This window comes from Curtobacterium sp. UNCCL17 (assembly GCF_000686685.1).
GTDB classification, from domain to species: Bacteria; Actinomycetota; Actinomycetes; order Actinomycetales; family Microbacteriaceae; genus Curtobacterium; species Curtobacterium flaccumfaciens.
In genome coordinates this window covers 35,268-62,040 of sequence record NZ_KK366000.1, presented here as the reverse complement: position 1 = coordinate 62,040, position 26,773 = coordinate 35,268, and the positions used below count along the sequence as shown (strand labels likewise).

Here is a 26,773-nt window from a genome sequence, read left to right as displayed (position 1 = left end):
CCTGGGAGGACCTGACGCGTGCTCGCTCGTGAACAACCGGGTGTCGGCACGTTGCGATTCGGTGACGCCTCTCGCTCCCCATCGCGGGAAGTGCCAGAGTTCGAGTGCTCACATAAGCGAAGGGGACTCATGTACCGCACACTCACTCTCGCCGTGCTCGGCACGGCGCTCGTCGTCGGCGCGGGGGTCGCCGCACCAGCAAACGCTTCCAGCGGGTGCACGGACGGCACCGTCACGTCGACCGATCTGGACGCAGGCTGCACCGTCGGCGCCGGCTCGACCGTGGTGGTCGACGGCCGGACGTTCGTCGTCCCCGCGGCCGGAACGGCCGTCAGGGTCGACAGCGTCAGTGCCGCGGGCGCACAGCCGGCGACCGACGTGACCGTCTTCAACACCGACGCCGGCGTCTCCGTGCAGGTCGGGAGCGACTGGCACGGCACGTCGCCGGCAAGGTCCTCAGCACAGCGTGCGACGCAGGGCGCTGCGCAGTCCAGCAGCGGGACCCAGGCGCCCGCCACCGCGCCCGGCACCTCGATCGGCGCTGCGTCCTGCGCTGGTGACTACAACCTCGCGGGCAACACCTGGAGGACGTCCGTCGAGTGGCGCTACAACGAGGCGAACAGCAAGGGGACGTACGCCTACGACGAGCTCAAGGCAGCGGCGAACAAGTGGGGCGGCAACATCTCGGCGTGCGGTGCGTCGGGGATCTCGGGGGCCCGGAACACTCCGCTGGGCGCGACCGGATCAGACCCGGCAGTGACCAGCGCGCTGTCCTGCTCTGCGCAGGACAACAAGAACGTGATCGGGTGGGGCAGCCTGCCGACCGGGACGCTCGCCGCGACCTGCACCTTCTACAACCTGAGCACGCTCGCCTCGACGGAGTCGGACCAGAAGTACTCGACGCGGTACGCGTGGAACTCCGTGCAGGCATCGTGCTCGGGCGATCGGTACGACGTCCGAGGGGTCGCGGTGCACGAGTGGGGCCACACCTTCGGTCTGGACCACGTCGACATCGCGACGCGTCTGGTCATGAAGCCGTCGTCGGACGTCTGCGAGCTGTCGCAGCGCTCCCTCGGCTACGGGGACTTCCTGGGCATCATCCAGGCCTACTGAGGCCGCCGGACCGATCCGACACAGTCGCGCCAACGCCCCACCGTCTCCTCGAACGAGGCGGTGGGGCGTTCCGCGTGCCCGGAGCACCACCGAACACACGCAGACGAGGGGCCTGCCGGATCGCCGGCAGGCCCCTCGTCCGTGCAGTGATCGGTGGTCAGCGCTTGAGCTCGCTGACCAGGCCCGCGCGGTTCTTCTTCGCGACCGCGATGATGCCCTCGACGTTGCCGGCGGCCTGGATGGCGACCGGTTCGCCGTACTGCGCCGCGAGTGCAGCGCGCAGGTTGCCGAGCGAACCCGGGACGTTGTAGGCCGACTTCAGCTCGTTGAGGAAGTCGGTGTCGATCTCGACCGCCGTGAACTCGCCGACGAGCCAGGTGCGTCCGTTGTTGGTGATGAGCTTCATGTCTGTGTCTTCCTGTCGTTCGTTGACGGGCGGTGCTGGTTCTTCCGGCTGGTAGGAGCCGTCGTACTCGAAGTGCCACGGTTCACGGAAGTCGAAACCGTCGCCGACCGGCTGCCAGCCGAAGGTCGGGCCGTTGGCGTTCATCCACGCCTTCTCGGGCGTGCCGTAGCTGTTGACCCCTCCGCTGAAGTCCACGGCTCGACCCAACCCGTGGATCGAGGTCCCGGGGTACGCCGCCTTGTTGAACCCGGGCTTCCCCTGGATGTACCCCTGGTAGAGGTACTCCTGGCGCGCGTAGTCCCGGTACCCCTCGGCCATCGTCATCGGCTTGTTGAGCGCGGCCTGGTAGGCCTTGCCCAGGGCGATGTAGGCCGTGGCGGCGCTCGCCAGCAGGTACTGCTTGCCCAGGTTGTTCGTCGACTCCGCCACGTAGGTCAGCTCGCTGACCGGGATCTTGCCGTTCGCGTACTCTTCGGCCGCTCTGGCCGAGAACGCGCGATCCCGCGTCGAGGTCGACTCGGGGTACGACGGGTACGTCAGGTTGGACGGCTCGACGGCGAACGCCCGGGACGTGCCACTGAGCGTCGCCGCGGTGACTGCTGCCGCGGCAGCGAAGAGCAGGACGGATCGTCTGCTCGTCTCCCCGAGGAAGACGGGCTGGCCGTCGTCCTCGGTCGGACTGGATGGACTGCTCATGGAGCTCCCCTCAGGGGGTACGCCCCTCGCACCCCCTGAGCAGACTGTCAGTTCTACCCCGAATCGAGGGACCCCCAGAACAAGGGGCGCTCACGCTGCCGCGACGAGCCGCCCTCAGCGCCGCAACGTCTCCCGCGGGTACTCCCCGAACCGGTTCGCGTACACCGAGGCGAACCGCCCCATGTGCGCGAAGCCCCACCGCCGGGCGACGTCCGCCACCGAGGTCGCCTGCGGGTCGAGGATCCGCAGTTCCTCGTGCACCCGTCCGAGCCGGACCTCGCGCAGGTACGTCATCGGCGAGCGCTCGAACGCCCGCTGGAACGACTCCTGGATCCCACGGATGCTCAGCCCCGCGGCCTGCGCGATGTCGGCGACGGTGAGCGGCTGGTGGGCGTGCGCCTGGATGAACTCGACCGCGGCCCGGAGTCGTCCGTCGCTGCGGGTGCCGTAGCCCGCGGGGAACCGCTCGGCCTGCAGCGGGTACATGCGGAACAGGGCGCGGGCGACGTCACGCTGCGCCTCGTGCCAGGCGAGGGACTCGTCGCCCTCCTCGCGCAGCGCACGGAGCGCGCCGGACACGGCGGTCCGCCACTGGCCCAGAGCTGCGGAGTCAGGCGTCGTCGTGGTGTCGAACGCCATGGTGCCGTTGACCAGGTGGTCCTCGGCGGCGACGTCGAGCACCAGGTCACGGCGCAGGTGCACCAGGCGCTGGTCCCAGTCCTGGTACTCCATCTCGAACCGGCGCTCGACGGGGAACAGTGTCGGGACGCCGGGCTGCATGCGGACCTCGTCGCGGCCGACGTCGACGCGGGCCTCGCCGCGTTCGAGCCACTGGACGACGACCTCACCCTCGGTGGCGACGTCACCCCGCAGGTACCCGTGCATCTGGGAACGGCGGACACTCAGCCGTTCGTCACCGACACCGACGTACTTGAACCAGTAGTCCTGGTCGAGGGCTCGGGAGTACCAGGCCTTGCCCGCGTACATGCCGGCGAGCGAGCTGATGGCCTCGTCGGTGTCCTGACCGGCCACGGCGACGAGCGAACGCGGCGAGGTGGGGCGTGCAGCAGGATCGGAACCCGGAGCGGGCGCCTGCGACTCGGTCGTGTCGGTCATCGGAACACCTCTCTCTCCTGGAGCAGAGCGGTGTGGTCACCTCCGGGTGGACCCCGGCCTGCCCTCTCACGCTAGGGAGCAGCGGGTGGACGTACAACCGAGTTGCGCTCTGCGGCCTAACGGCCGGTCCAGCGAACCCAGCCGTGCACCTGAGCGGCCGCACTCTCGAAGGACGAGTGCCCGCCGGTCAACGAGTGGTCCGGGGAATCGACGGTGTACGTGTCGGTCCGGGTGATGTCGCACACGACCTCGGCGTCGATCCACCCGTTCCAGTGGTCGGCTGAGTCGCGTACCCACCGCAGTCGGTCCGGCATGAGGTTCCAATCGATTCCGTGGACCGCTGTCGTCGCGCTCCGCGTTGGACGGTAGTCCTGTCAGATGTCCGTCGCACAGGGTGGCGGCGGGGATCGTCGGTGGCGACTGGCACGATGGTCCCGTGCCTGCTGCCCCGATGATCGACGCCGTCGACGTCATCCGCTTCGTCGGGCCGCAGACCTTCGGCCGCGCACGCGACGTCGTCCGCGCCGGCCTGGTCGACGACGCCACCTGGCACGACGACGACGGCACGGTCACCGCGGTCGTGTCCGACACCGCCGACGACCCGTACGAACTCCGCGTCGACACCACCCCGGCGCGCGGCGACTTCGTCCGCCCGGTCCGCAGCACCTGCAGCTGCCCGCTCGGCGGCGACTGCAAGCACGTCGCGGCCGCGCTCCTCACCATCAACGCCCGCGCCCTCGCCGCGAACGCCGGCCCACGTCCGGAAACGCCGGCTCCGCCGCCCTCGGACTGGAGGCACGACCTCGCCCGCCTCGCCGGTGACGACGAGCGGGCGCCCACCCCGCAGGGCACCCGGATGGGGCTGCAGTTCGAGTTGCGTGACGCGGTCCCCGCCAAGCTCGCCTCGCGAGCCCGTGCCGCCGGCCGTGCCCTGCCCGCGCCGTCCCGCAGCGTGCGGCTCGGGGTCCGGCCGGTGACCCGCAGCGACGCCGGCAACTGGGTGCGCGGGCAGCTGACCTGGGGCACGCTCCCCTACTCGCAGAACCGGCTCGGGGTCGGTGCCGAGCAGCACGGCTGGTTCCTGCAGCTCGCCGCCCTGCACCGCGCCGGGCAGCTGGCGGGGCTGCCGGGTGAGAGCGACTGGCTGCACCTCGACGACTTCCGGAGCCCCCTGCTCTGGCCGCTCCTGCAGCAGGCCGCGGCGCTCGACATCGCGTTCGTCACCGGCAAGCGCGAGGGCGGTGCGGTGCTCGGCACGCAGGCCCAGGTGCTGCTCGACGTCGCCCGGCACGACGACGCCGTGGTGATCGGCGCGAGTGCCGTGCTCGACGGCCGGCCCGTGGTACCCGGAGCAGCGCGGATGATCGGCGACCACGGCGTCTACGTGTTCCGCGAGAGCCCCGAGTTCACGGTCGCCGTCGCCCCGACCCCGGCGCCGGTGCCCGACGACCAGCGCCGCATGCTCGTCGAGGGCACCCGGATCACCGTGCCGACCGCCGAGGTCGACGAGTTCCTGGCCGAGTGGTCACCCCGGCTGCGCGGTGCCCTCGGACTCGTCAGCTCCGACGGCTCGGTGGAGCTGCCGGAGCGCACCCCGCCCGAGCTCGTGCTCACCGCGACGTTCGAGCCGGCCCGGGCGCCGCGCACCGACGACCGCGTGCACCTGCACTGGCGCTGGCACGTCGACGGGCGGAAGGACCCGGTGTCCCTGCACGGCCCGCTGCCCGACCTGTCCGGGCTCCGTGCCGCCGACGATCCGGCCGGCACCGACGTTCCTGCCAGTACCGATGACGCCTCCGTGGCGGACCCGGCCGCGGCGGTGCAGCCGACCACGTCGACGACGGCGGACGACGACGCGACGCAGGCCGGGCCTCCCGTCCGCCCTGCCGGACCCGGTGGCGGGCTGGACTGGTTCCAGGACGGCACCGTCGACGGGGCCGACGTCGCGGTGTTCGCGAACGAGTTCCTGCCCGAGCTGCCGTCGCTCGGCGTCCGCACGGTCGTGCAGGGCGAGCGCCTCGACTACGAGCGGTTGAGCGGGCGGCCGCACATCCGTGTCACGACGATGCCGTCGGACAAGCACGACTGGTTCGACCTCGGCATCATCGTCAGCGTCAACGGCAAGCAGATCCCCTTCACGCCGCTGCTCACCGCGCTGGCGGGTCGGCAGCGACGGCTCAAGCTCGTCGACAACTCGTACCTGTCGCTGGCCGACCCCGCGTTCGATCGGCTCAAGGAACTCATCGACGAGGCCCGCGACCTGGACGAGTGGGAGCCCGACCAGCCGATCGCCGTCACGCCCCTGTACGCCGGGCTGTGGTCGGAGTTCGACCTGCTGGCCGACGAGACCTCGCACGACGAGCGGTGGCAGGCGATCGCCTCGGGGCTGCTCGGGGCGACTCCCCCGGGTGACGTCCCCGTGCCGGACACCGTGCACGCCGACCTGCGGCCGTACCAGCACGCCGGGTACGCGTGGCTGTCGTTCCTGGTGACGCACGGCATCGGCGGGGTGCTCGCCGACGACATGGGGCTCGGCAAGACGCTGCAGGTGCTCGCGATGGTCGCTGCCCGTCGTGCCGCGGAGCCCGACGCGCCCCCGTTCCTGGTCGTCGCACCGACCTCGGTCGTCGGCAACTGGGCCTCCGAGGCCGCCAAGTTCGTGCCGTCGCTGCGGGTCGCGACGGTGACCTCGACGTCGCTGAAGGACCCGGGGCTCGTCGCCCGGACCGCCGCTGCGTCGGACATCGTCGTCACCTCGTACGCGCTGCTGCGGCTCGACGCCCGCGCCTGGACCGACCTGCCGTGGTCGGCGCTGGTGCTCGACGAGGCCCAGTTCGTGAAGAACCCGCAGTCCCAGACCCACCGTGTGGCCTCGGAGCTGCAGGCACCGGTGAAGTTCGCGATCACCGGCACGCCGCTCGAGAACGGCCTGACCGACCTGTGGGCACTGTTCCACATCGTCGCGCCCGGGCTGCTGTCCACCTGGACCCGGTTCGGCGACGACTACGTGAAGCCCCTCGCCTCGCCCGAGCTCCGCGGTGAGGCCCGGCAGGAACTCACCGGGCGGCTGCGCCGACGGATCCGGCCGCTCATGCTCCGCCGCACCAAGGAAGCCGTCGCGGCCGACCTGCCACCGAAGCAGGAACAGGTCGTCCGGGTCACGCTCGACCCCGCGCACCGGGAGCTGTACGAGCGCACCCTGAACCGGGAGCGCCTGAAGGTCCTCGACCTGATCGACGACCTGTCGAAGAACCGGATGATCGTGTTCCGGTCGCTGACGCTGCTGCGGATGCTCGCGCTGTCGCCGGCGCTGGTGTCGTCCGGGTCGGCGTCAGCGGACTCGGACGTCACGTCGGGATCGACCCCGATCCCCTCGGCCAAGCTCGACCTGCTGCTCGACGAACTCGAACAGCTCGCGGCAGAGGGCCGTCGCGCCCTGGTGTTCAGCCAGTTCACCTCGTTCCTGCGGATGGTGTCCGACGCCCTCGACGCCCGGGGCATCGGCTACGAGTACCTCGACGGCTCCACCCGCAAGCGCCCGGAGGTCATCGAGCGCTTCCGGCAGGGCACCGCCCCGGCGTTCCTCATCTCGTTGAAGGCCGGCGGGTTCGGGCTCACCCTGACCGAGGCGGACACCGTGTTCGTGCTCGACCCGTGGTGGAACCCCGCCGCCGAGTCCCAGGCCGTCGACCGCACGCACCGCATCGGGCAGACCCGGTCGGTCAGCGTCCAACGGTTCATCGCCGAGGACACCATCGAGGAGAAGGTCCTCGCCCTCGCCGCCCGCAAGGCCGAGCTGTTCGCCACGATGATCGACGACGACGCCCTGTTCGCCGACGACCTGACGGCCGACGACATCCGCTCCCTGCTGACCTGAGCCGCTGCGCACACCGCCGCACCACCGTTCCACCCCGCACCACCGTTCCGCCCGCACCACCGTTCCGCCCCGCACCACCGTTCCGCCCCGCACCACCTGGAGTCCCACCGCATGACGTCCCGCCGACGCCGCAGCCGCATCACCCTGACCTCCGTCCTCGTCGTCCTGGCCCTCGCCGTCGGCGGGTACGCGCTCGACGCGTCCGGCGTCCTCGGGCCGGACGCCGACGCGGCGGGCACGACCGGGGCGGGCGGTCCCACGGCCGGGGAGACGACCACCATCGGACCGCAGCAGGCGTCGTCGGGGGCGACCCCCGCCTCCAGTCCGACCGTCAGCCGCGGAACCGACGCCGACGCGGTCCGCGCACGCACCCAGCTCGCCGACCTGCCCGTCAAGGGCAAGGCAGCCGGCACCGGCTACGACCGCACCGGTGACTTCGGCAGCGCCTGGCTCGACGTCGACCACAACGGGTGCGACACCCGGAACGACGTCCTCGCCCGCGACCTCGCCGGCATCACCCGCGAGGGCCGCTGCAAGGTCCTCACGGGCACCCTCGTCTCGCCGTACACCGGTGCGACGGTGGACTTCGTGCGCGGCAACACGACGTCGACGCTCGTGCAGATCGACCACGTCGTCGCGCTCGAGAACGCTTGGCGCACCGGGGCCCAGCGGCTCACCGAAGCCGAACGGCAGGCGCTGGCGAACGACCCGGTGAACCTGTTCGCCGTCGACGGCCGGTCCAACTCGCAGAAGGGCTCCGGCGATGCGGCGACCTGGCTCCCCGCGAACAAGGCGTTCCGCTGCACCTACATCGAGCACCAGGTCACGGTGAAGGCGAAGTACCGCCTGTGGGTGGCTCCGGCGGAGCGGGACGCGATGGTGCGGGTGCTGGACGCCTGCTGACGTCGGGCGGTCCGGCGCCGCTGGGTTTCAGCGCGGCCGGCGCGGGCGGTCTCCCCGGGCGTGACGAAGCACGCGCCCCTCACGCACCAGCCAGGTGATCGACAGGACGAGCAGCACGAGCGCGAGCCGGGCGAGCCAGAGGAGCGCGGGGTTCGCGGCGTCGCGGAACGGCAGGCCGGCGAGGACCCCCATGGCCTCGAGGAACCTCCCGGCCCGCCCGAGGTACCCGTGGTCGGTGCTCGGGACGGCGACGGTGACCGCGACGGCGAACACCAGGACGGACAGGAACACCGCCCCGGCCGACGCCGCGGTCCTGCTCGATCCCTTCGCGCCGATCAGAGCGCCGACCATCGACACGATCGGCAGCACGACGAACATGTCGACCAGCCAGGCCAGCAGCAACGCGATCGCGGACAGGAAGCCGAACACCAGCGAGAGGAACCACGCGCTCGGGTCGCCCTCGCGGATCGCGAGCACGCCGCCGAAAGGCAAGCCGAGCACGATGAGGACCAGGTCGAGCACCAGCAAGTCGAGGAACGAGCGGCGCGACTCCCGCGACGTCCGCTCCTGCGCGGACCGACGGTTCCGGGTCGCGATGTCGTTCAGCGGGTTGTAGCGCACGCCCACGACGAGCCCGGCGACGGTCATCGCCGCCACCACTCCGGTGATGCCGCGGCCCCAGTCCGGGTCGTGGGACAGCGTCAGCGCAGCCGTCTCCGCGACCGCAGCGAGCACCGGCGCCAGGGCGATCGCGAGCAGCACGCCGTGTCGTCGCGTCCCGTCCCACATCAAACCGCGCATGCCCACGGGACAGCACCTTATCCAGGCATCGAGCGGTCCGGTTCCGCTGGGTGTCGGCTCGGAGGCCCGGCGCCCCTCCGCCCCGCGTGGCAGGCTGCGGGCATGGCTGAGCAACTCACGGTCCCAGAGGCGTTCGCGCTCCTGCAGGTCGAGCCCGACGGACGCCACGCGCTCGACGGTTCGACGCTCGACACGGGTCTCGCGGGGGCGGTCCTCGCCGACCTCGCGCTGCGCGGTGCCGTCTCGCTGCAGGACGGACTCGTCACCGTCGTGAACGGCGCCGCAACGGGCGACCCCGTGCTCGACGGCGTGGTCGGCTCCATCGCGGCGGCCGGTGCACCGCGCAAGGCGAAGTGGTGGGTGAGCCGACTCGGCAAGCGCCAGCTGCGCGACGACGTGTTCGCCGGACTCGTCGAGCGCGGCGTCATCAGCGTCGAGCAGGGCAAGGTGCTCGGCCTCTTCCCCACCACGAAGCACCCGGAGCGGGACGGAGCCCCGGAGGCGCTGCTGCGATCCGGCATCGCGGACGTGCCGGCCGGCCGGGCAGGACCCACGCCGTTCTCCGCCGCGGTCATCGGCCTGCTCGACGCGACGAACACCCTGCGCAAGCAGTTCGGCGCCGTCGACAAGGACCTGGTCAAGGAGATCACCTCGGGCACCTGGGCGAGCCCGGCGGTGAAGGCGGTACTCGAGGAGATCGAGGCCGCGACGATGGTCGTGATCATGGCGGCGACCATGGCAACGACGACCTCGATCGTCACGAGCTGAGGCAGGCAGCGCGATGGTGCGGGTGCTGGACACCTGCTGACCGCGTCGTTAAACGACAGGTGTAGTCTAGAAATCTCGATGCAGATGCATCGATCGGACTCGCTGCCCCACCGCGGACCACGAGCCCTTCACCGTCGAAGACCTCAGGAGGCCTCCCCCATGCCCGAAACCAGCACCGTCACCACCCGCTTCGCCGACCGCGTCGTCCTCATCACCGGCGGCGGCTCCGGCCTCGGCCGCGCGACCGCCGTCCGCCTGGCCGCCGAGGGCGCTGCGCTCTCCCTGGTCGACGTCTCCGAGCAGGGACTCGAGGCGACGAAGACCGCCGTGCTCGAGGCCACCCCGGACGCGCAGGTCCTGACGACCGTCGCCGATGTGTCTGACGAGGCCCAGGTCGACGCCTACGTCACCGCCACGACCGAGCGCTTCGGCCGCATCGACGGCTTCTTCAACAACGCCGGCATCGAGGGCAAGCAGAACCCCACCGAGTCCTTCACCGCCGCCGAGTTCGACCGCGTCGTGTCGATCAACCTGCGCGGCGTGTTCCTCGGGCTCGAGAAGGTGCTCAAGGTCATGCGTGAGCAGGGCTCCGGCATGGTCGTGAACACGGCGAGCGTCGGCGGCATCCGCGGCATCGGCAACCAGTCCGGGTACGCGGCAGCCAAGCACGGCGTCGTCGGCCTCACCCGCAACTCGGCCGTCGAGTACGGCCGCTACGGCATCCGCATCAACGCCATCGCCCCCGGAGCCATCTGGACGCCCATGGTCGAGAACTCGATGAAGCAGCTCGACGCGGAGAACCCGCGCAAGGCCGCCGAGGAGTTCATCCAGGTCAACCCGACGAAGCGCTACGGCGAGGCCCCCGAGATCGCCGCCGTCGTCGCCTTCCTGCTGTCCGACGACGCGTCCTACGTCAACGCGACGGTCGTCCCGATCGACGGCGGGCAGTCGGCCGCGTACTGAGTCCGGCACCTCCGACGCCCGGCCCACGTCCGCGTGCGCCGGGCATCGGCCTGGAGGCGCGGCTCGGCCCCGCCGTGTCCGCCGACCGTGACAGCATGGTTTGCGTGAGTACCGATGAGACGAACGGATCAGCCTTCGGCCGAGGCGTCGACAAGGCCCCGCCGACCGCTGCTGCCGAACTCCGACGGAGGATGGCGGCCTCGCCCGCGGGCTTCCTGCGCAGCGCGGCGTGGGTCCCCTGGAAGGCGGCGGGTACCCCGGAGGCCGGCAGCGTCGCCCACGTCATGATCCGGGACAAGCCGTTCGTGCCCGTCTTCACCGACCCGGACGAACTCGCCGCCGGCCTGCCCGACGCCGAGGGGCGTCCGGTGCCGATGTCCGAGCTCGTGTCCGCGCTCCCCGAGGAGTTCGGCATCGTGGTCGACCCCACGAGCGCGGCCGAGGCGAACTTCCTGCACGCTGATGTCCTCGCCGAGATGCGGGCGCAGATGCAGGGCGGCGTCCCGACCAGCGACGACTGACCCGCTCCGTCTCACCGTCCGCTCCGGGCGAGTGCGGAGCATTTCCGCTGGGTGACGGTTATGGTTCGCGATCCTCGGGATTCGTGAACCGAAACCGACAGGCGGGAGTCAGGAACCCGACGACGCCCCGATCACCGCGAGCGTCAGTGCGAGAGCAATCGCTACCGCTGCAGCCGTCCCGAGTGCGACGAGCCACCCGAGCGGCCGCTTCCGACGGACCTTCGCTGCGAGGACTCCGCCTCCCGTGCACACGACGATGAGGACGATCGCCTCGACCACTGCGGTCTGGACCCCCATCGATCGGTTGTTACGCGCGTCGAGGACTCCCAGTCGCACCCGTACTGCGACATCGTCCCGAGGACCCAGCCGAACAGCACCGCGAAGCCGCTGAGCATCGCGATGACCACGAACAGGGCGATGGTGACGACGAGGTCGACCGTCCACGCCGCGTTCGGCTTCGGTGCCTCGACCGGGTCCGGCACTGGTCTTCCGGCCGGCAGCGGTCCTTGCGCTCCTGCAGACATCGTCCCCCACTCCTCTGGCCCCCTCGGCCGCCTGCAGCCTAGAGGACTCGGCGTCGCCTCGGTCAGCGAGCCGGTTCGACGAGCTCGATGAAGCGGGACAACAGGGACAAGCCCGCGATCGACGGGGGCAGCCCCGTGGTCAGCGCCGGTGAGTGCACGAGGTACGCCGCCCACTTCGCCCGTGAGATCGCCACGTTCAACCGGTTCGGCATGAGCAGGAAGTCGAGGCCGCGTGGGATGTCCGCCGCACTCGACGCTGCCAGGGACACGATCGACACGACGGCCTCTCGGCCCTGGAACAGGTCGACCGTGCCGACCTGGGTGCCGGTGAAGCCCGCGCGGTCGAGCTCCTGCCGGATCAGTGCCCCCTGTGCGTTGTACGGCGCCACCACGATGACGTCCTCATCGGTCAGGGCGCGGGTGTCGGAACCGTCGGTCCAGGTGCGGCCGACGACGTCACCGACGAGGGCGACGACCCGGGCGGCCTCTTCAGCAGCGGACGTCGTGTTGCCCGCGTGCACGACCGGCATGGGGTGCACACCCGCGGCGATGCCGTCGAGGTGCCGGCCGGAGACCATCGAGGCGAGCTGCCCGTCGTAGGACAGGGCCGAGACGGATTCGGTCAGCGCGGGCTCCATGCGGCGGGTGCGGGCGAGGAAGTACCCGAACTCAGGCGGCAGGACGTGTTGTCCGTCAGCGAGCCAGCCGAGCGCGGACTCGTCGACGGGCTCCGGGTGCGAGCCCTGCGACACCTGGGGCAGCTGCTGGGGGTCCCCGAGCAGCAGGAGCCGGGTCGCGGCGACCGACGAGGCGATGGTCGGAGCGAGGGAGAACTGCCCGGCCTCGTCGACCACGAGCAGGTCGAGGGAACGGCGCTCGATCGTGGACTCGTTCGCGAACGTCCACGCCGTGCCACCGACGACACCGCCAGTGCCCGAAGCCTCGCACGCGGACAGGAACGCGGCGACCGCGGCACCGTTCTTCACGGGGGTCCAGGCTGCGGCGTCGAGCTCGTCCTCGGTCGCGCCGGACTTCGGCACCTTCACGACCCGGTCCGCGGGGACTCCGGCGTTCACGACCGAGGTCAGGAAGTTCTCCGACGTCGCGTGGGACTGCCCGACGACGCCGACGCGCCAGCCGTACTCGCGGACGAGTCGGGCGACGACGTTCGAGCCGACGTAGGTCTTGCCCGTGCCGGGAGGGCCCTGGATCGCCAGGTACGACCGGTCGAGGTGGAGCAGGGTCGAGACGACGGCCGACACCGTGTCGTCGCCCTGCACCGGCACGATCGGGCCACGAGGGGGCACTCGGCGCAGCAGGTCGAGCGCGGGGTCGGGCAGCATCTCGGGCAGCTCGTCGAGTACGGCCTGACCCCACCACGCGATCGCCTCGGGCTGGGGCTTCGCGCGGGGCGGCGCCGACGGGGCGAGGGCCACGGGGAACTCGTGGTGCGGCTCGCCGCCGACGGGCAGGCCCTCTTTCACGAGGACCTCGACGGCATCGCCGTTGTCCCGGACGTCCACGATCACGGCGCGCGACGAAGCGCCCTTCGACCCGGGGCCCGGGGAGGCGACCGATGGCGGAAGTGGGTCGTCGTAGACCAGGTGGGGCGTGCCTCCAGGCCGGAGCCGCGAACCGGGCGCGAGCGTCCCTGACAACCGGAGTTCCCGCGACTGCGACCGGGCACGCGGCAGCGTGTCCCAGTCGCGCTCGACGGACGCCCGCTCCACGACCAGGACGTCACGCGTGTCGGCCCAGTCGTCGACCGGGTTCCGCAGGCGGTCGAAGTGGTCCTGCCAGAAGGTCTTGGCCTCGCGGCGGTGGTAGTCGATCGCGGCCGCGGCGAGCGCCAACGCGGTTTGGTCAGGGGTGCGGTCGAGGGCGTCGACGTCCTCGAGTTGCGCAGTCAGCGCGACGGACACCGGATTGGGCTCGCGCTCGACGGGGATCGGTGGGACCTCGAGCTCGAGCGACGGGTCGGCCGCGTCGGGGTCGTCGGTGCGCAGCGAGCGGAGCCAGTCGCGCAGGCGCAGGGTCGAGCGGCAGTCGTAGGCGTTGTAGTCGGCGACCTGGTCGAGCATCCGCTGTCCCTCGGCGGCGTCGCCGTTCCGGAGCTCCTCGATCGCATCGACGTAGGCGGTGATGCTGTCCGCGGCGTTCGTGACGTCGCTCTCGCGCAGGTCCGCTCCCATGTACAGCGGTTCGAGCTTCTTGATGGAGTAGCTGTGGCTGCCGACGACCAGGGCCTTGCGGACGATCGGGTACAGGTCGACCAGGACCCCGGCTCGCAGCAGGTCGTCGACGGCGTCCTCGCCCACACCGTGCCGGGCGGCGAGTGACAGCAGGTGCGTCCGCTCGTAGGCCGCGTAGTGGTAGATGTGCATGCCCGGGTACTGCTGCCGCCGGGCCTCGATGAACGCGAGGAACTGCTCCAGCGCAACTCGTTCGTCGCGGATGGTGTGCGCCCAGAACGCGGCGAACTCGGCGCGGTCGTCGACCAGGCCGAACAGGTAGTCGAGGCCCCAGTGCACGCCGTCCTCGGTGTGCAGCGGGTCGCCCTCGAAGTCGAAGAACACGTCGCCCGGGTCCGGTGCCGGGATCGCGTCGAGCGCGCGGGCGTCGAGTACCTCGAAGCGCGGCTTGACGGGCTGGTCCGGCCCGTCGGCGCCCTTCCGTCGGGCGTCTTCCGACTCGATCTGGAGGCTCGCCTGACGCACCAGCCGATCCTGCGTCGCGCGCGACAAGCCCGGCACTGCCCGGGTGCGGACCGCCAGGTCGTCGATCGTCCGCACCTCGTGCTTGATCAGCTTCGCCCGTTGGTCGAGGCGCATGCCGGCGACGAGGACGAGGTCGCGGTGCTCGGCGACCTGGGTCGAGCAGACGTCGCATCGGCCACAGCTCGAGTAGCGCGGGTCGCCCCACCGCAGCGGTTCGTCTGCCGCGATGCGCTCGGCGATGACCCGCTGCAGTTCGGCGCGCTGCGTGCGGTACACCGGCGCGATGTCGGCGAGGTCGTGCGTGGTCGTCGTCCGGTCGCCGAGCACCAGGTGCACCTGCTGTCCGGTCGCGATGCCGTGCGCCTGCATCTGCTCGGCGTACGCGGCGAGCTGCAGCAGGGCGCTGATCTTGGCGTGGCGGGCGAGCTTGGTGTCGTAGACCTCGTACTCGCCGCGGTCGTTGCGGATGATGAAGTCCGCGAAGCCGATGAACCCCGGGGCGTCGGCCGTCGGTGGTGCGTGGAACGTCGGCTGGTACAGGACATCAGCACCGTCGGCGAAGGCCTGTCGTGCTTCGGCTGCGGCGCGTGCGTAGTCCGGCGGGGCGGGGCGGTCGAACTCGACGACGTCGCGGGTCTGCTTGAGGATGTCGAGGAAGTCGAGTTCGTGCTGATCCCCCAGCCGTGCGGTGCGTTCGAGCATGTCGTCGTGCACGTCCGGCAGGGCGTCCCCGCGACCGAGCTTGGCGTCGAGGCGGCGAAGGAACGCCCACTCGCAGGCCGACCACGTGCTCAGGTCACTCGGGCTGAGCAGCACGTGCCCGTCGACGCCGATCTGCATGCGCTCCCCCTTGCTCTCCGGTGCGCTGAAAGCCTAGGGGCGAGCGCCGACGTTCACGCTTCACCCTTGCTCGGCAGCCGATCATCTGACATGTTGGTGTGCATCTTCGGTCCGGAGGTCGCTCAACGGAGGCAGCATGATCATCGAGCACGCCGTCGTCCCGAAACGGTCCGCGCCGCGGTGCATGACGCACTCTCGTATCGAATCGCGTCGCCCGAATGGGTGCCTGTTGCGAGCACGCCTCACCCGCAAGACTGGCTCGTGGCTGATCAGGGACGGGGACCCGGCTGGCCATCGAGCTGTTCGCCCCGTGGAGGGACTGTCAGCATGAGCGTCGCTGGCGCATCGGCCGGAGCACGAGCACGGCACTTGTTGGCGGAAGCGGCTGCCGATCCGGCCGGCGCGCTCGCACTCCGAGCAGAGGCTGCTCGCTTTGCGGTGGCGGAACGCACGGAGGCACAGACCCTGCAGCTCCTCTCGGACTTGACCGCCGACGGTTTCCACTTCCTGACTGATCGACGTTGGCCCGGTTCGAAGAACGCTCAGGTCGACCTCATCCTGGTCGGTCGTGCCGGCGTCTTCATCGTCGACACCAAGGCCTGGCGGGAGTTCTCGATCGAGAACGGTCGGCCACACCGCGGCGATGAAGACGTGGCTGACACCTTCGACTCACTCGGCTCGCTTCTCGACGGGGCTCAGGAGGCGTTTGCCGAGGTCGGCCTTCCTCCGAGCGAGGTGCACTGCATCGCGGCGATGACCCTCCAGCCGACAATCACCGCGCAGGTCGGCGTCATCGAGGTCATCGGTGTCGATCGACTGGTGGACAACATCCGCCGGCGCGGCGCGCGGCTCACGCCGGCCGACGCAGAACGAGTCGCTGCCGTCGCACGCGATTACTTCGCGCTCCTTCCGAGCCCGGACCCCACTCCCTCGGCGCTCCTCATCGAAGAACGACCGGAACAAGCTCCACTCTTCGACCTCGCGACGTTCCACCAAGGCCTCCTTCACCTGGACGATGCACCCATCGAGACGTGGATGTCGTACCTCGATCCGGCCCAAGCACGGATCGCCCGGCGGAGCTTCAACGGACCTGCGCGGATCCGCGGCGCGGCAGGGACGGGCAAGACAGTCGTCGGCTTACACCGCACCGCCCACCTTGCGCGCCGGAGCCGGAAGAGGGTCCTGGTCACGACCTACGTCAGAACGTTCCCGGCCGTGCTCGAATCTCTCCTGCAGCGGCTCGAACCGGCACACGCAGCGAAGGTCGAGTTCGCGGGAGTCCACGCATTCGCGCACGGGATCCTGACCGAGCGCAAAGTCCCGTTCCGGGTCGATCAGGGCCTCGTCAACAGCGCTTGGTGGCGCGCCTGGCGAGATCTTCCAGAGTCCCATCCCCTCCGAAGTTCCAAGTTCTCCGTCGACTACTGGCGCGACGAGGTCGACCACGTGATCAAGGGTCGCGGACTGCTCGACTTCGACCAGTACGCAACCGTCGCCAGGGTCGGCCGCAAGTACCGGCTGCCGGTCGAGCTCAGGCAGCACGTCTGGGAGCTCGCGGAGGCGTACGACCGAAACCTGCGAAGCCTTCGGGTCATGGACTGGGCCGACCTCATCCGAACAGCACGAGATGAGCTTCTCGAGCGGCCGCTCGACCGGTACGACGCTGTCCTGATCGATGAAGCGCAGGACCTCACATCCCTCTCCGTCGGCATGCTGCACGCCCTTGTCGGTGATCGTCAGGACGGCCTCACCCTCATCGGCGACGGGCAACAGTCCATCTACCCCGGCGGCTACACGCTCAGCGAGGTCGGGATCTCGTTGGCGGGCCGCGGCGTCGTCCTCGACGTCAATCACCGGAACACACGAGAGATTGCGGAGTTCGCGCGCCGCTTGGTCGCCGACGACATCGTCACCGACATCGAGGGTACAGACGCTCCCGGGGACACCGTGGCGGCGATCACCCGGTCGGGGCCGAAGCCGGTGCTCCGCCGGTCGTCGGACCACCATGAGCTCGACCGGCTCCTGCTCGAGGCGCTCCGTGCAGCGATCGATCGTGGTCGGGCGCGCACCGGCGACATCGGCATCCTGACACCGAGCAACGCCAGCGCCGATCGGCTCCTCAAGATGCTTCGCCGCGACAAACTCGCCGCGATTTCCGTCGAGTCCTACCGCGGGCAGACCTCAGGTGCGATCAAGGTCGGCACGATCAAACGCGCGAAGGGCTTGGAGTTCAAGCACGTGTTCCTCACCGACATCCCCTCGGCGCTGCTGGTCGACCCTCCCGAGGACGCTCCGGACAGCGCGCTCGAACGACGGCGCCTCGATCTCCGGGAGCTCTACGTCGGGATGACCAGGGCACGTGATGAGTTGTGGGTCGGCGTCAGCAACTGAACGCCTTCTCGGCGACGATCACTCGTGTGATGACGGGCGGTGCACGAACCGGGGCCCGTCGTACCCGTCGCGGGTGACGTGCGCGGTGAAGTCGGCGAGCGAGCGCACCCAGTGCCCGCGTTCGCCGTACAGCGCCTGGTACACGACCACGGGCTCCTCGGTTTCCACGTCACGAGCGACGAGCAGCACCTCGTAGTCGTTGCCCTTGAAGTGTCGGTAGCGGCCCGCGGTCACGTCGTCAGTCACCCGACCGAGGGTACGGCCCGAGCGGTGGGACCATGACCGCGCATTCTGCTTGACTGAAGAGCACGGGGAACGAGCACCACGGGGGAACCACATGACAACTCTGAGCACTCGCGAGCGGGACCGTCGCGCACAGCGCGTCTTCTTCGTCGTCATGGCGGTCGTCATGGCGGTCGCGGACGTCTGGCTGCACTTCCACGCCGGCGTCATCCGCCCCTCGGCCTTCTGGGTCCCCACGGTCGTCGGACTCGTGTACGGCGCCGTGGTGTGGCCGCTCGGCCTGCGTCAGGAGTCGAGGTGGTGGCCGAACCTGGTCGCGGCGGGGTTCCTGGGTAGCTTCCTCGTCCTCATCGCGACGAAGACGTTCTCGCCGTACGCATGGTTCCTGGCGGTGGTGATCGGGACGTTGCTGTTCCAGGCCGCCCTCCCGCCGAAACGACCCGCGGCGCGGGTCGCCGCCAGGCTCCCCCTGACCGACGTGCGACCGTGGACCGGCTCGGGAGTCACGGCCACGGCCGTCGAGCACCCCTTCGGCAAGAGTCGGACGAAGCCAGCCGTCGCCCTCACCACGCAGGACGGGGCCACCGCGTTCCTGGTGATGGAGCTCGCCTCGTTCTTCGACGGTGAAGCGGCGATCGCAGAATCGGCGAACGGCGAACAGCTGACCTTCCTCACCAGGAAGGGCGTCGCGGCGAAGTCGTCCATCCTCGACGACGCGACGACGGGGATGGCCGACGGCACGCTGTTCCTGCACTCGGCGAACGACGAGTCGCGGCCTTCCGCCGTCTTCCGCGACGACGACGCCGCCGCGTTCGAGCAGTGGGTCCGCACGCTCCCCGAGGACTGAGTCCCCGCCGAGCCCGGCGCGACGCGCACAGCTCGGCGTCACATCCGGTCACGTTCGACAGCAGTTCGTCGACTGCGCGTACCGTCGCCGTGTGACCTTCGGAACCGCAGTGGCCGTGCTCGTGGGGGTCCTCGCGCTCGCGACGGTCCTCGGTCTCCTGCTCCGCCACCGGACCGGTCGAGCCCGGTCGGCGGGCAGCGCCGCGTCGACGAGGCAGGACGCAGACGGCCTCGCGCTCGACACCGATTACGGCACCGCCGCCACGTTCGTCCAGTTCTCCACGCCGACTTGTGCGCGGTGCCCGGCCACCCGGCGCCAGCTCGCCTCCGTCGCCGATCAACACGAGGGCGTCCGACGCATCGAGATCGACCTCGCCGAGCACCCCGAACTCGCTCGACGCTTCGACGTGATGCAGACGCCGACGGTCCTGCTGCTCGACGCCGACCGCTCGGTCCACACCCGCTTCGGAGGCCCACCCCGCCCACCTGAGCTCACCGCAGCCCTCGACGCCGTCCTGACCGCAGGCAGCACGGACACCACACGCAGCACAGGCACCCCAGGCACCTCAGGCACCACCGGCACCCAGGAGTCCCGATGACCACCACCACCGACATCGACCGCGGCATCGACCCGCGCTCCCCACGCTTCGGCGCCGCCATCACCACGGTGCTGCTCGCCGCGACGATCGTCCTCACGCTGATCCCCGAGACGTGGGTCGCCGGCATCGTGCTGCTCGCGGTCATCGTCGTACTGTTCGCCGTCGGAGGCATCGCCGGCATCCGCCGACACCCCTACGGCGCACTCTTCCGCCGGGTCGTCCGCCCACGCCTCGCCCCGCCCGCCGAACTCGAGGCCCCGGAACCCCCGACCTTCGCCCAGCAGGTCGGCCTGTTCGTGACCGCGGTCGCCCTGCTCCTCGCACTGCTCGGCGTGCCGTACGCCGCCCCGATCGGAGCCGCGGTCGCCCTGGTCGCCGCGTTCCTCAACGCCGTCTTCGACGTCTGCATCGGCTGCCTGCTCTACGTGTGGCTGGTGCGCGCAGGGGTCTTCCGTCCGCGACGCGGCGTCGCCTGACGGCGTCCGGCCTGGAGGCCCGCCGCCGCGCGCACAACCAAAGCGCAACTGCGCCACGCACCTCCGCGGCGCGGACGCACTTTGATTGGGCGAAGCCGAATCGCATCACCCGCACCACTTAACACGCAATTTACTTTCAGCACTGGCGCTCGCTCACGAAAGACGCTTTCATGGCGGGATGACGATCTCCGAGCGGTCTGAACGCGCCGACGCCTTCGCCCTCGTCCGCACCCAGTCGGCGACCATGCCGTCGAGCATGCGCGCCATCGCCGACGCCGTCCTCGACGACCCGGCAGCCGCGGCCTCCACCAACGCCACCGACCTCGCCGGCCGAGCAGGGGTCTCCCCCGCCACCGTCTCCCGCTTCGCCCAGCACCTGGGCTTCGCGAACTTCGCCGCCCTGCAGCGCAGCATGACCCGGGCCGTCGAACGCGGGATCCACGAGCGTGAATCCACCGAGATCCACGCCGGTGTCGCGGTCGACGACGACGTCACCACCGTGATCGCGAAGGTCACCGAGGACGTCCGCGCGGTGATGGCCGATACCCGCGCCGCACTCGACCCACACGCGCTCGAAGCAGCGGCAGCCGCCGTGAGCGACGCCCGCCGCGTCGTCCTGTACGGCGTGGGAGCGAGCGGCATCGTCGCCCGAGACCTGCACCTCAAGCTCGAACGCATCGGGATCGTGAGCTCCATCGCCGACGACCCGCACAACGCCCTGACGCTGGCGAGCGTCATCGGTGAGCACGACGTCCTGGTGCTCGTCAGCCACTCGGGCTCCACCGTCGAGACCCTCGAGGTCGCCCACGCCGCCCGAGCCCAACACGCCACGATCATCGCGATCACCGGCCACGCCTCCGCCCCGCTCGCCACCACCGCCGACCACGTCCTGCTCGGTGTCGCCGGTGCCGAGAGTGCCCTGCGCCCCGCAGCCATGGGCAGCCGGATGAGCCAGCTCGCCATCGTCGACACCCTGTTCATCGTCGTCGCGCAGCGCACCGACGAGCGCTCCCAGCCGCTCCTCGCCCGCAGCCGCGACGCCGTCCGCACCCACCACCGGAACTGAGCACCACCATGAACCAGACGCACGAAACCCACGACGCCCTCCGCGACGAACTCGCCGCCCTCACCACCGAGGCGACCGACCACTCGCTGGACGACATCGACACGATCTCCACGCTGGAAGCTGCCCAGCGCATGAACGCCGGAGACCGCAGCGTGCCTGCGGCACTGGAGCCGTGCCTCCCGGCCATCGCCCTGGCGGCAGACTCGATCGCCGCAGCCTTCGCGCGTGGTGGCCGACTCGTCTACATCGGCGCCGGAACGCCGGGCCGGCTCGGCGTCCTCGACGCCAGCGAGTGCCCGCCCACCTTCGGTACCGACCCGAGCCAGGTGGTCGGCGTGATCGCCGGCGGCGACCCCGCCCTGACCACCGCGGTGGAGGGCGCCGAGGACGACGAAGCAGCCGCCGTCCGCGACCTCGACGCGCTCGGCCTGACGGCCGACGACGTGGTCGTCGGGATCAGCGCGTCCGGCAGGACGCCCTACGTGATCGCAGCCATCCTGGAGGCCCGGCGCCGCTCCGCCCTGTCGGTCTCCGTCGCGTGCAACCCCGACTCGGCCGCGGGGCGGGAGGCCGACATCGCCATCGACGTCGTCGTCGGCCCCGAGTTCATCGCCGGCTCGACCCGCCTGAAGGCGGGCACCGCGCAGAAGCTCGTGCTCAACATGCTCACCACGCTCGCGATGGTGCGCAGCCACAAGACGTACGGCAACCGCATGGTCGACGTGCGCGCGACGAACGCGAAGCTCGTCGCCCGGGCGTTCTCGCTCGTCCAGGACGTCACCGGCGCGCCCCCCGCCGAGGTCCAGGCGGCACTCGACGCCTCGGACGGCGAGGTGAAGACCGCCATCGCCGTGATCCTGACCGGCGCCTCGGCTGCCGATGCCCGCGAGCGCCTCGATGCTGCTGCTGGCTCGTTGCGCGCCGTGCTGTAGACCCCGTTCCCCCTTTTCCGTTTCCTTTCCCCCGAGGAGCACGCCATGCCCGATGCACAGCAACTCGCCCAGCAGATCCTCGACGCCGTCGGCGGTTCCGCGAACATCGCCGACGTCGAGAACTGCATGACCCGCCTGCGGGTCGAGGTCGTGTCCGACTCCGCAGTCGCGCTCGAGGACCTCAAGGCCACCGACGGCGTCATGGCCGCCATCGCGGCCGGCGCGAACCTGCAGATCGTGCTCGGCCCGGGTCTCGTCGACCGCGTGGCCGACGGCCTGGAGGCCCTGCGCGCGGCCGCCCCGCCGGCTGAGGCTGGTGGATCTGGTGCGTCGCCCGAGGAGCTCGCTGCTCGCGGTGCGTCCATCAAGGCGACCGCGCGGTCCCGTTCCGACGGCCGCACCATGCGCGCGATCCGGAAGATCTCTGCGATCTTCATCCCGCTCATCCCCGCGCTGATCGCCTGCGGGCTCATCGCCGGAATCAACGGCATCCTGACGAACCTGGGGTGGGTGCCCGGGGTGACGCCGTTCCTCGGCGTGCTCTCGTCCGGGTTCCTGTCGCTGCTCGCCGTGTTCGTCGGCATGAACGCCGCGAAGGAGTTCGGCGGCACGCCCATCCTCGGTGGTGCGGTCGGCGGCATCATCGTCGCGGCCGGCGTCGCGAACGTCACGGTGTTCGGCGAGACGCTGGCTCCCGGGCAGGGCGGTGTGCTCGGTGCGTTGGCCGGTGGCATCCTCGCCGCCTACGTCGAGCGGTTCATGCGCCGGGTCACGCCGGACGTCATCGCGCTCATCGTGGTGCCGACCGTCACCGTCCTCGTGGCCGGGTCTGTGACGCTCGGGATCCTGATGTCCGTCGCCGGTGTCGTCTCGGTCGCGATCGGTACTGCTGCGACGTGGCTGCTCGCGAACGGCGGAGCCTTCGCCGGCTTCGTGCTCGGAGGCCTCTTCCTGCCGCTCGTCATGACCGGCATGCACCAGGGGCTCATCCCGATCCACACCACCCTGATCGACCAGACCGGGTGGACCGTGCTGCTGCCCGTGCTGGCGATGGGCGGTGCCGGGCAGATCGGTGCGTGCATCGCGCTGTGGGTGCGATTCCGTTCGAATGCCTCGCTGGTGCGGACCATCCGTGGTGCGCTGCCGGCCGGGTTCCTCGGTGTCGGGGAGCCCCTGATCTACGGCGTGACGCTCCCCCTGGGTCGGCCGTTCATCACCGCGTGCATCGGTGGAGCTTTCGGTGGCGGTGTCGTCGGGCTGTTCGACCAGCTCGGGCACTCCGTCGGGGCGATCGCCATCGGCGCCTCGGACCTGTCGCTGATCCCGCTGCTGAACGGGTCGTCCGGGTACGGGTGGGCGCTGCTCGGGTACGGGTCGGGGCTCGTGGTGGCGTACGTCGTGGGGTTCGTTGCGACGTTGTTTTTCGGGGTGTCGGCGTCGGTGCGGGCTGATCTGGAGGCGCAGTCGGCAACTTCGTCGCGGGCCCCTGTAGCTCCGGATGCTCCGCTCGACGTGCCGGTCTCGCCTGTCGGAGCGACCGCGGCCGACTTGCGCTGATCGCCCGTTCCTCCACATCGCGATCCACCGCCGATCGGTTCACAGACCATCGCTCCGATCCTCGCACGAATGGTCGTCAGGCGAGGATCGGAGCGTGGAGACCTGGGAAGCAGACGATGCCCGTCGGCGGCACATGGCTCGCTTCAGTCGGCGAGACACGGCGCCCGAACTCGCCCTGCGTCGTGAGCTGCACCGCCGAGGGCGACGGTTCTTCGTCGACCGGCGCGTGAGCAGTCAGTGCCGCGTTCGGCCCGACCTCGTGTTTCCACGTGCACGGATCGCGGTCTTCGTCGACGGGTGCTTCTGGCACTTCTGCGAGGAGCACACCCACTTGCCGAAGGCGAACGCCGACCTCTGGCACCGAAAGTTGCTGGCGAACCGACAGCGCGATGCTCGCAACGATGGAATTCTGCGGGCGGAAGGCTGGCGGGTGGTGAGAGCGTGGGAGCACGACGACTGGTCCGAGACAGCCGACCGGGTCGAACGTGAGCTGGAGATGTGGCAGTTAATCGCGGCACGAGCAACCTGATCGCGTCAGCCGATGACCACGAGACGTCCGACTGTCGGAGGTCTGTCCCTATGCTCGAGGACGTGCTTCACTTCGGCTACCGCCTCGGTCACGGACACGTGTTCCCAGATGCGAACAACCACCCATCCAGCCGCAACGAGCGCGGTGTTGACCTCACCATCCCGTTCTCGATTGCGCCGAAGCTTCGCGCCCCAGTAGCTCGTGTTGGTCTTGGGCTGGCTACCGTGCAGCGGACAAACATGCCAGAAGCACCCATCCACGAAGACCGCCACCCGAGGCCGCGTGAAGACGACGTCAGCGCGCACGCGCCGACTCGGAACATCGAGCCTGTAGTCCTTCCGGAAGCGGAGACCAGCCCTGTGCAGCCGCGATCTCAGAAGGAGCTCCGGCGCCGTGTCGGTGCGTCGGATCGCACTCATGTTCCGGGATCTGCCCGCCGACGGTCTTGTCTGCCCCTCGGCGCCAGTCACCGACACGGCGCCGCTTCCCAATCTTCGGCCCGTCCTCTTGAGATCATCGATCAGGACGATACTCGCCGACCATCACCATCGAAGGAGACCCGAGCTTGAGCACACTCCGTGCTGTTGAGATCTGTGCAGGCGCGGGCGGACAGGCCATCGGTCTTCATCGCGCGGGCTTCGCTCACGAGCTAGCAATCGAACTCGACGCCAACGCAGCAGCGACACTCCGGATGAACACAGACTGGCCTGTCGCAGAAGGAGACGTTGCAGATCCCTCCGTTTGGGATCCGTCGGCGTACCAAGGTATCGACTTGCTCGCTGGCGGCGTGCCCTGCCCTCCGTTCTCCATCGCCGGAAAACAACTCGGTTCGGCCGACGAACGAGACCTGTTTGCTTGGGCGGTCGAGCAAGTCGGGGTGGTCAAGCCTCGCGCTTTGCTGCTTGAGAATGTCCGAGGTCTTGCCTCCTCGCGATTTGCAGCCTATCGGCAGCGCGTCCTGGACAGACTCGCAGAATTTGGATACGTCGCTGATTGGCGCCTGCTTCATGCCGCCGATTTCGGCGTTGCGCAGCTCCGACCACGCTTCGTCCTCGTAGCGATGGCGCCGGAAGATGCCGCGTACTTCGAGTGGCCGACGCCGGCAACTGAACGCGTGACGGTGGGCGCGGCGCTCCGGGACTTGATGGCCGCAAATGGTTGGCCCTATGCCGACGAGTGGGCCGCGATGGCTGACGGAGTTGGCCCGACTCTTGTGGGCGGCAGCAAGAAGCACGGGGGCGCGGATCTAGGTCCAACCCGCGCAAAGCGAGCATGGGCCGATCTCTACGTCGATGGCAAGGGCGTCGCGGACGACGCGCCAGGACCAGACGCCCCCCATCCCACCGAGAAGATGCCCCGACTGACCGTAGAAATGGTAGCAAAACTCCAGGGTTGGCAGGATTCGTTTGGCTGGACCTTCAGTGGGCGCAAAACGTCGCAGTATCGTCAGATCGGAAACGCGTTCCCCCCGCCGGTCGCCGAAGCCCTCGGCCTGGCTATAGCCAGAGCCCTCCGACATGAAGGGTCCGCACATCCGGTGCCCTCACTTGTTTCAACAGTCCACGACCCCGTCTATCGCATTCTGAGCGAGACCACCGAATTCGTGACCGCCGACGACCTCCTGCACCTGCTTGAAGGACAACGAAACCCTGGATCGAAGCTAGAACAGCGGCTCAAAGTCCTTGAAAACGATTTCCACCTGGACTCGAGAACCGTCAAGGGCATCCTGTCCTACCGGCTCGGAGAGTTCCGTGGATTCGTGGGACAGGACGACCACCAACGCCACGCATTCCTCACGAGCAACCGCTCCAAGGTCAGCTAGTTGGCGGCCGGACGAATGGCCGAGAACCACGCTGTCGACACGGCCCTCGAATCCGTGCTCGACTCCCTACGGATGGCAGATCCGAACGGAAGCCGGGTGGCACAGGTTCTTCGCGATACATTCGACCAGCTCTATGACGGTCAGCGCACTGGTCGGTATCGATGGGATCAACTCTTCAAGACAGAAAAAACGCACTTTGGCACGCTCTTCGAAATCAATCTTCGAAGAGTACTGAGCGACGTCATCTCAGACGGAGTAAAACTCGACTATCGGATAGCCGACCACGAGATCGACTGCAAATACTCGTTTCAGATCGGCGGCTGGATGCTGCCCCCCGAATGTATCGACGAGCTGTTGCTCGTGTGCACGGCAAGCGATACTCAATCCGAATGGGCACTCGGGGTTGTTCGCGCACGACCCGAACTTCTTCGCCCCGGCAAGAATAGAGACCTCAAAACCGGGCTCAGTCTCGAGGGCCGCCAGTCCATTCGATGGATTCAGTGGGGTGCTCCGCTTCCTCCAAATGTACTGCTCGACCTTGATCAGGAAACAATCGAAGCCATCTTCTGTCACTCCTCCGGCCAGAAGCGAATCAACACCCTCTTCCGCCGGGTCACCGACCGGCGGATTGGCCGGAATACAGTAGCCACAGTCGCGCAGCAAGATGACTACATGAAACGCGTCCGTTACAATGGGGGCGCGCGGAGCAGCCTGCGAAACGAGGGATTCATCATCCTTGGAGGAGACTTTTCCAGTCACCAACAAATCGCTAGGGAACTCGGCGTTGATGTACCGGGACCCGGCGAGTTTGTGAGCGTTCGAGTTATCTCAACGGACGGGAAATATCCCTTAGCGGCTACGATCGATGGGTCGTACTGGCGAAGAGCGGCGCCGTCAGACTCCGTTGAGACTGCCCCGCTGCTGACGCATCTCAAAAAGTAGTTTTGGAGTCGCGCTTTGATCCGAAACCCGAAGAAGCTGGGGCTTTGCGTCGATCATGCTGGGCGGACCTCGAGACTCTGTCCAACGGAGGCTCGGGGCATTTTCCAAGCTCGGTGCTGGTATTA

General features: G+C 69.4%; 23 protein-coding genes. 16 read left to right on the top strand and 7 right to left on the bottom strand.

Annotated elements, in window-relative coordinates; genetic code table 11:
- Positions 1-129 precede the first annotated feature (129 nt).
- The gene (locus BR70_RS22160; RefSeq protein WP_051596667.1) at positions 130-1,113 is read left to right on the top strand and encodes a matrixin family metalloprotease; all 984 of its coding nucleotides are present in this window, start codon (positions 130-132) and stop codon (positions 1,111-1,113) included.
- Positions 1,114-1,270: 157 nt separating this feature from the next.
- On the opposite strand, the gene BR70_RS22155 is transcribed toward BR70_RS22160, so the two are convergent.
- Both BR70_RS22155 and BR70_RS22150 read right to left on the bottom strand, forming a co-directional pair.
- Positions 1,271-2,215 (bottom strand): M15 family metallopeptidase, encoded by a 945-nt coding sequence (locus BR70_RS22155; protein ID WP_027465183.1) that lies wholly within the window; start codon positions 2,213-2,215, stop codon positions 1,271-1,273.
- A gap of 114 nt (positions 2,216-2,329) precedes the next feature.
- Entirely contained in the window at positions 2,330-3,331 is a 1,002-nt protein-coding gene (locus BR70_RS22150; RefSeq protein WP_027465182.1) for an AraC family transcriptional regulator, read from the bottom strand.
- A gap of 436 nt (positions 3,332-3,767) precedes the next feature.
- Between BR70_RS22150 and BR70_RS0105090 the strand changes: the two genes are divergently transcribed.
- Together BR70_RS0105090 and BR70_RS19670 are read left to right on the top strand one after the other, a co-directional pair.
- The gene (locus BR70_RS0105090) at positions 3,768-7,208 is read left to right on the top strand and encodes a DEAD/DEAH box helicase (protein WP_155896787.1); all 3,441 of its coding nucleotides are present in this window, start codon (positions 3,768-3,770) and stop codon (positions 7,206-7,208) included.
- A 111-nt stretch (positions 7,209-7,319) separates the two neighbouring features.
- On the top strand, positions 7,320-8,111 hold the full coding sequence (locus BR70_RS19670) for an HNH endonuclease family protein (protein ID WP_035808196.1): 792 nt from the start codon (positions 7,320-7,322) through the stop codon (positions 8,109-8,111).
- Between the two features lie 27 nt (positions 8,112-8,138).
- Here BR70_RS19670 and BR70_RS0105080 read toward each other — a convergent pair whose 3' ends face one another.
- Positions 8,139-8,873 (bottom strand): hypothetical protein, encoded by a 735-nt coding sequence (locus BR70_RS0105080; RefSeq protein ID WP_027465179.1) that lies wholly within the window; start codon positions 8,871-8,873, stop codon positions 8,139-8,141.
- A 141-nt stretch (positions 8,874-9,014) separates the two neighbouring features.
- Here BR70_RS0105080 and BR70_RS0105075 point away from each other — a divergent pair, with 141 nt between their 5' ends.
- The 3 genes from BR70_RS0105075 (at position 9,015) to BR70_RS19665 (ending at position 11,164) form a co-directional block, all read left to right on the top strand.
- Positions 9,015-9,680 carry a GOLPH3/VPS74 family protein gene (locus BR70_RS0105075; protein WP_027465178.1) on the top strand — a complete coding sequence of 222 codons (666 nt, stop codon included), beginning with the start codon at positions 9,015-9,017 and terminating at the stop codon, positions 9,678-9,680.
- Positions 9,681-9,839: 159 nt separating this feature from the next.
- Positions 9,840-10,643, top strand: a complete 804-nt coding sequence (locus tag BR70_RS0105070) for an SDR family oxidoreductase (RefSeq protein WP_027465177.1) — start codon at positions 9,840-9,842, stop codon at positions 10,641-10,643.
- 104 nt (positions 10,644-10,747) lie between these two features.
- Complete coding sequence (locus BR70_RS19665) at positions 10,748-11,164, top strand: SseB family protein (protein ID WP_181431606.1); 417 nt, start codon at positions 10,748-10,750, stop codon at positions 11,162-11,164.
- A gap of 108 nt (positions 11,165-11,272) precedes the next feature.
- Here the strand turns inward: BR70_RS19665 and BR70_RS23125 are convergent, their stop codons facing one another.
- Both BR70_RS23125 and BR70_RS0105055 read right to left on the bottom strand, forming a co-directional pair.
- A complete protein-coding gene (locus tag BR70_RS23125) occupies positions 11,273-11,461 on the bottom strand; it encodes a hypothetical protein (protein ID WP_155896784.1) in 189 nt (62 codons plus the stop codon).
- 289 nt (positions 11,462-11,750) lie between these two features.
- Positions 11,751-15,245 (bottom strand): TM0106 family RecB-like putative nuclease, encoded by a 3,495-nt coding sequence (locus BR70_RS0105055; protein ID WP_027465174.1) that lies wholly within the window; start codon positions 15,243-15,245, stop codon positions 11,751-11,753.
- 327 nt (positions 15,246-15,572) lie between these two features.
- On the opposite strand from BR70_RS0105055, the gene BR70_RS0105050 reads away from it, so the two are divergent.
- Positions 15,573-17,636, top strand: coding sequence for a nuclease-related domain-containing DEAD/DEAH box helicase (locus BR70_RS0105050; protein ID WP_027465173.1), 2,064 nt, complete (start codon positions 15,573-15,575; stop codon positions 17,634-17,636).
- An 18-nt stretch (positions 17,637-17,654) separates the two neighbouring features.
- On the opposite strand, the gene BR70_RS0105045 is transcribed toward BR70_RS0105050, so the two are convergent.
- A complete protein-coding gene (locus BR70_RS0105045; protein ID WP_027465172.1) occupies positions 17,655-17,882 on the bottom strand; it encodes a DUF1653 domain-containing protein in 228 nt (75 codons plus the stop codon).
- A gap of 91 nt (positions 17,883-17,973) precedes the next feature.
- Here BR70_RS0105045 and BR70_RS0105040 point away from each other — a divergent pair, with 91 nt between their 5' ends.
- From BR70_RS0105040 to vsr, 7 genes are all read left to right on the top strand, one after another.
- Positions 17,974-18,726 carry a hypothetical protein gene (locus BR70_RS0105040; protein WP_027465171.1) on the top strand — a complete coding sequence of 251 codons (753 nt, stop codon included), beginning with the start codon at positions 17,974-17,976 and terminating at the stop codon, positions 18,724-18,726.
- A 91-nt stretch (positions 18,727-18,817) separates the two neighbouring features.
- Positions 18,818-19,324: a thioredoxin family protein gene (locus BR70_RS19660; protein WP_081827261.1), complete on the top strand. Its 507-nt coding sequence runs from the start codon at positions 18,818-18,820 to the stop codon at positions 19,322-19,324.
- Positions 19,321-19,800, top strand: coding sequence for a DUF4395 domain-containing protein (locus tag BR70_RS0105030; protein ID WP_027465170.1), 480 nt, complete (start codon positions 19,321-19,323; stop codon positions 19,798-19,800). The genes BR70_RS19660 and BR70_RS0105030 overlap by 4 nt, the downstream gene beginning before the upstream one ends.
- 178 nt (positions 19,801-19,978) lie before the next feature.
- The gene (locus BR70_RS19655) at positions 19,979-20,866 is read left to right on the top strand and encodes a MurR/RpiR family transcriptional regulator (protein ID WP_051596664.1); all 888 of its coding nucleotides are present in this window, start codon (positions 19,979-19,981) and stop codon (positions 20,864-20,866) included.
- Positions 20,867-20,874: 8 nt separating this feature from the next.
- On the top strand, positions 20,875-21,798 hold the full coding sequence (murQ, locus tag BR70_RS0105020) for an N-acetylmuramic acid 6-phosphate etherase (protein ID WP_027465169.1): 924 nt from the start codon (positions 20,875-20,877) through the stop codon (positions 21,796-21,798).
- Positions 21,799-21,843: 45 nt separating this feature from the next.
- Positions 21,844-23,355, top strand: coding sequence for a PTS transporter subunit EIIC (locus tag BR70_RS0105015; RefSeq protein ID WP_027465168.1), 1,512 nt, complete (start codon positions 21,844-21,846; stop codon positions 23,353-23,355).
- Positions 23,356-23,449: 94 nt separating this feature from the next.
- Complete coding sequence (gene vsr, locus BR70_RS19650; RefSeq protein ID WP_231495649.1) at positions 23,450-23,884, top strand: DNA mismatch endonuclease Vsr; 435 nt, start codon at positions 23,450-23,452, stop codon at positions 23,882-23,884.
- A gap of 5 nt (positions 23,885-23,889) precedes the next feature.
- Here vsr and BR70_RS22775 read toward each other — a convergent pair whose 3' ends face one another.
- Complete coding sequence (locus BR70_RS22775; RefSeq protein WP_269319951.1) at positions 23,890-24,354, bottom strand: very short patch repair endonuclease; 465 nt, start codon at positions 24,352-24,354, stop codon at positions 23,890-23,892.
- A gap of 95 nt (positions 24,355-24,449) precedes the next feature.
- On the opposite strand from BR70_RS22775, the gene BR70_RS22770 reads away from it, so the two are divergent.
- Together BR70_RS22770 and BR70_RS22765 are read left to right on the top strand one after the other, a co-directional pair.
- A complete protein-coding gene (locus tag BR70_RS22770; RefSeq protein ID WP_081827258.1) occupies positions 24,450-25,706 on the top strand; it encodes a DNA cytosine methyltransferase in 1,257 nt (418 codons plus the stop codon).
- Between the two features lie 15 nt (positions 25,707-25,721).
- Positions 25,722-26,648, top strand: coding sequence for a NaeI family type II restriction endonuclease (locus BR70_RS22765; protein ID WP_081827257.1), 927 nt, complete (start codon positions 25,722-25,724; stop codon positions 26,646-26,648).
- Positions 26,649-26,773 lie beyond the last annotated feature (125 nt).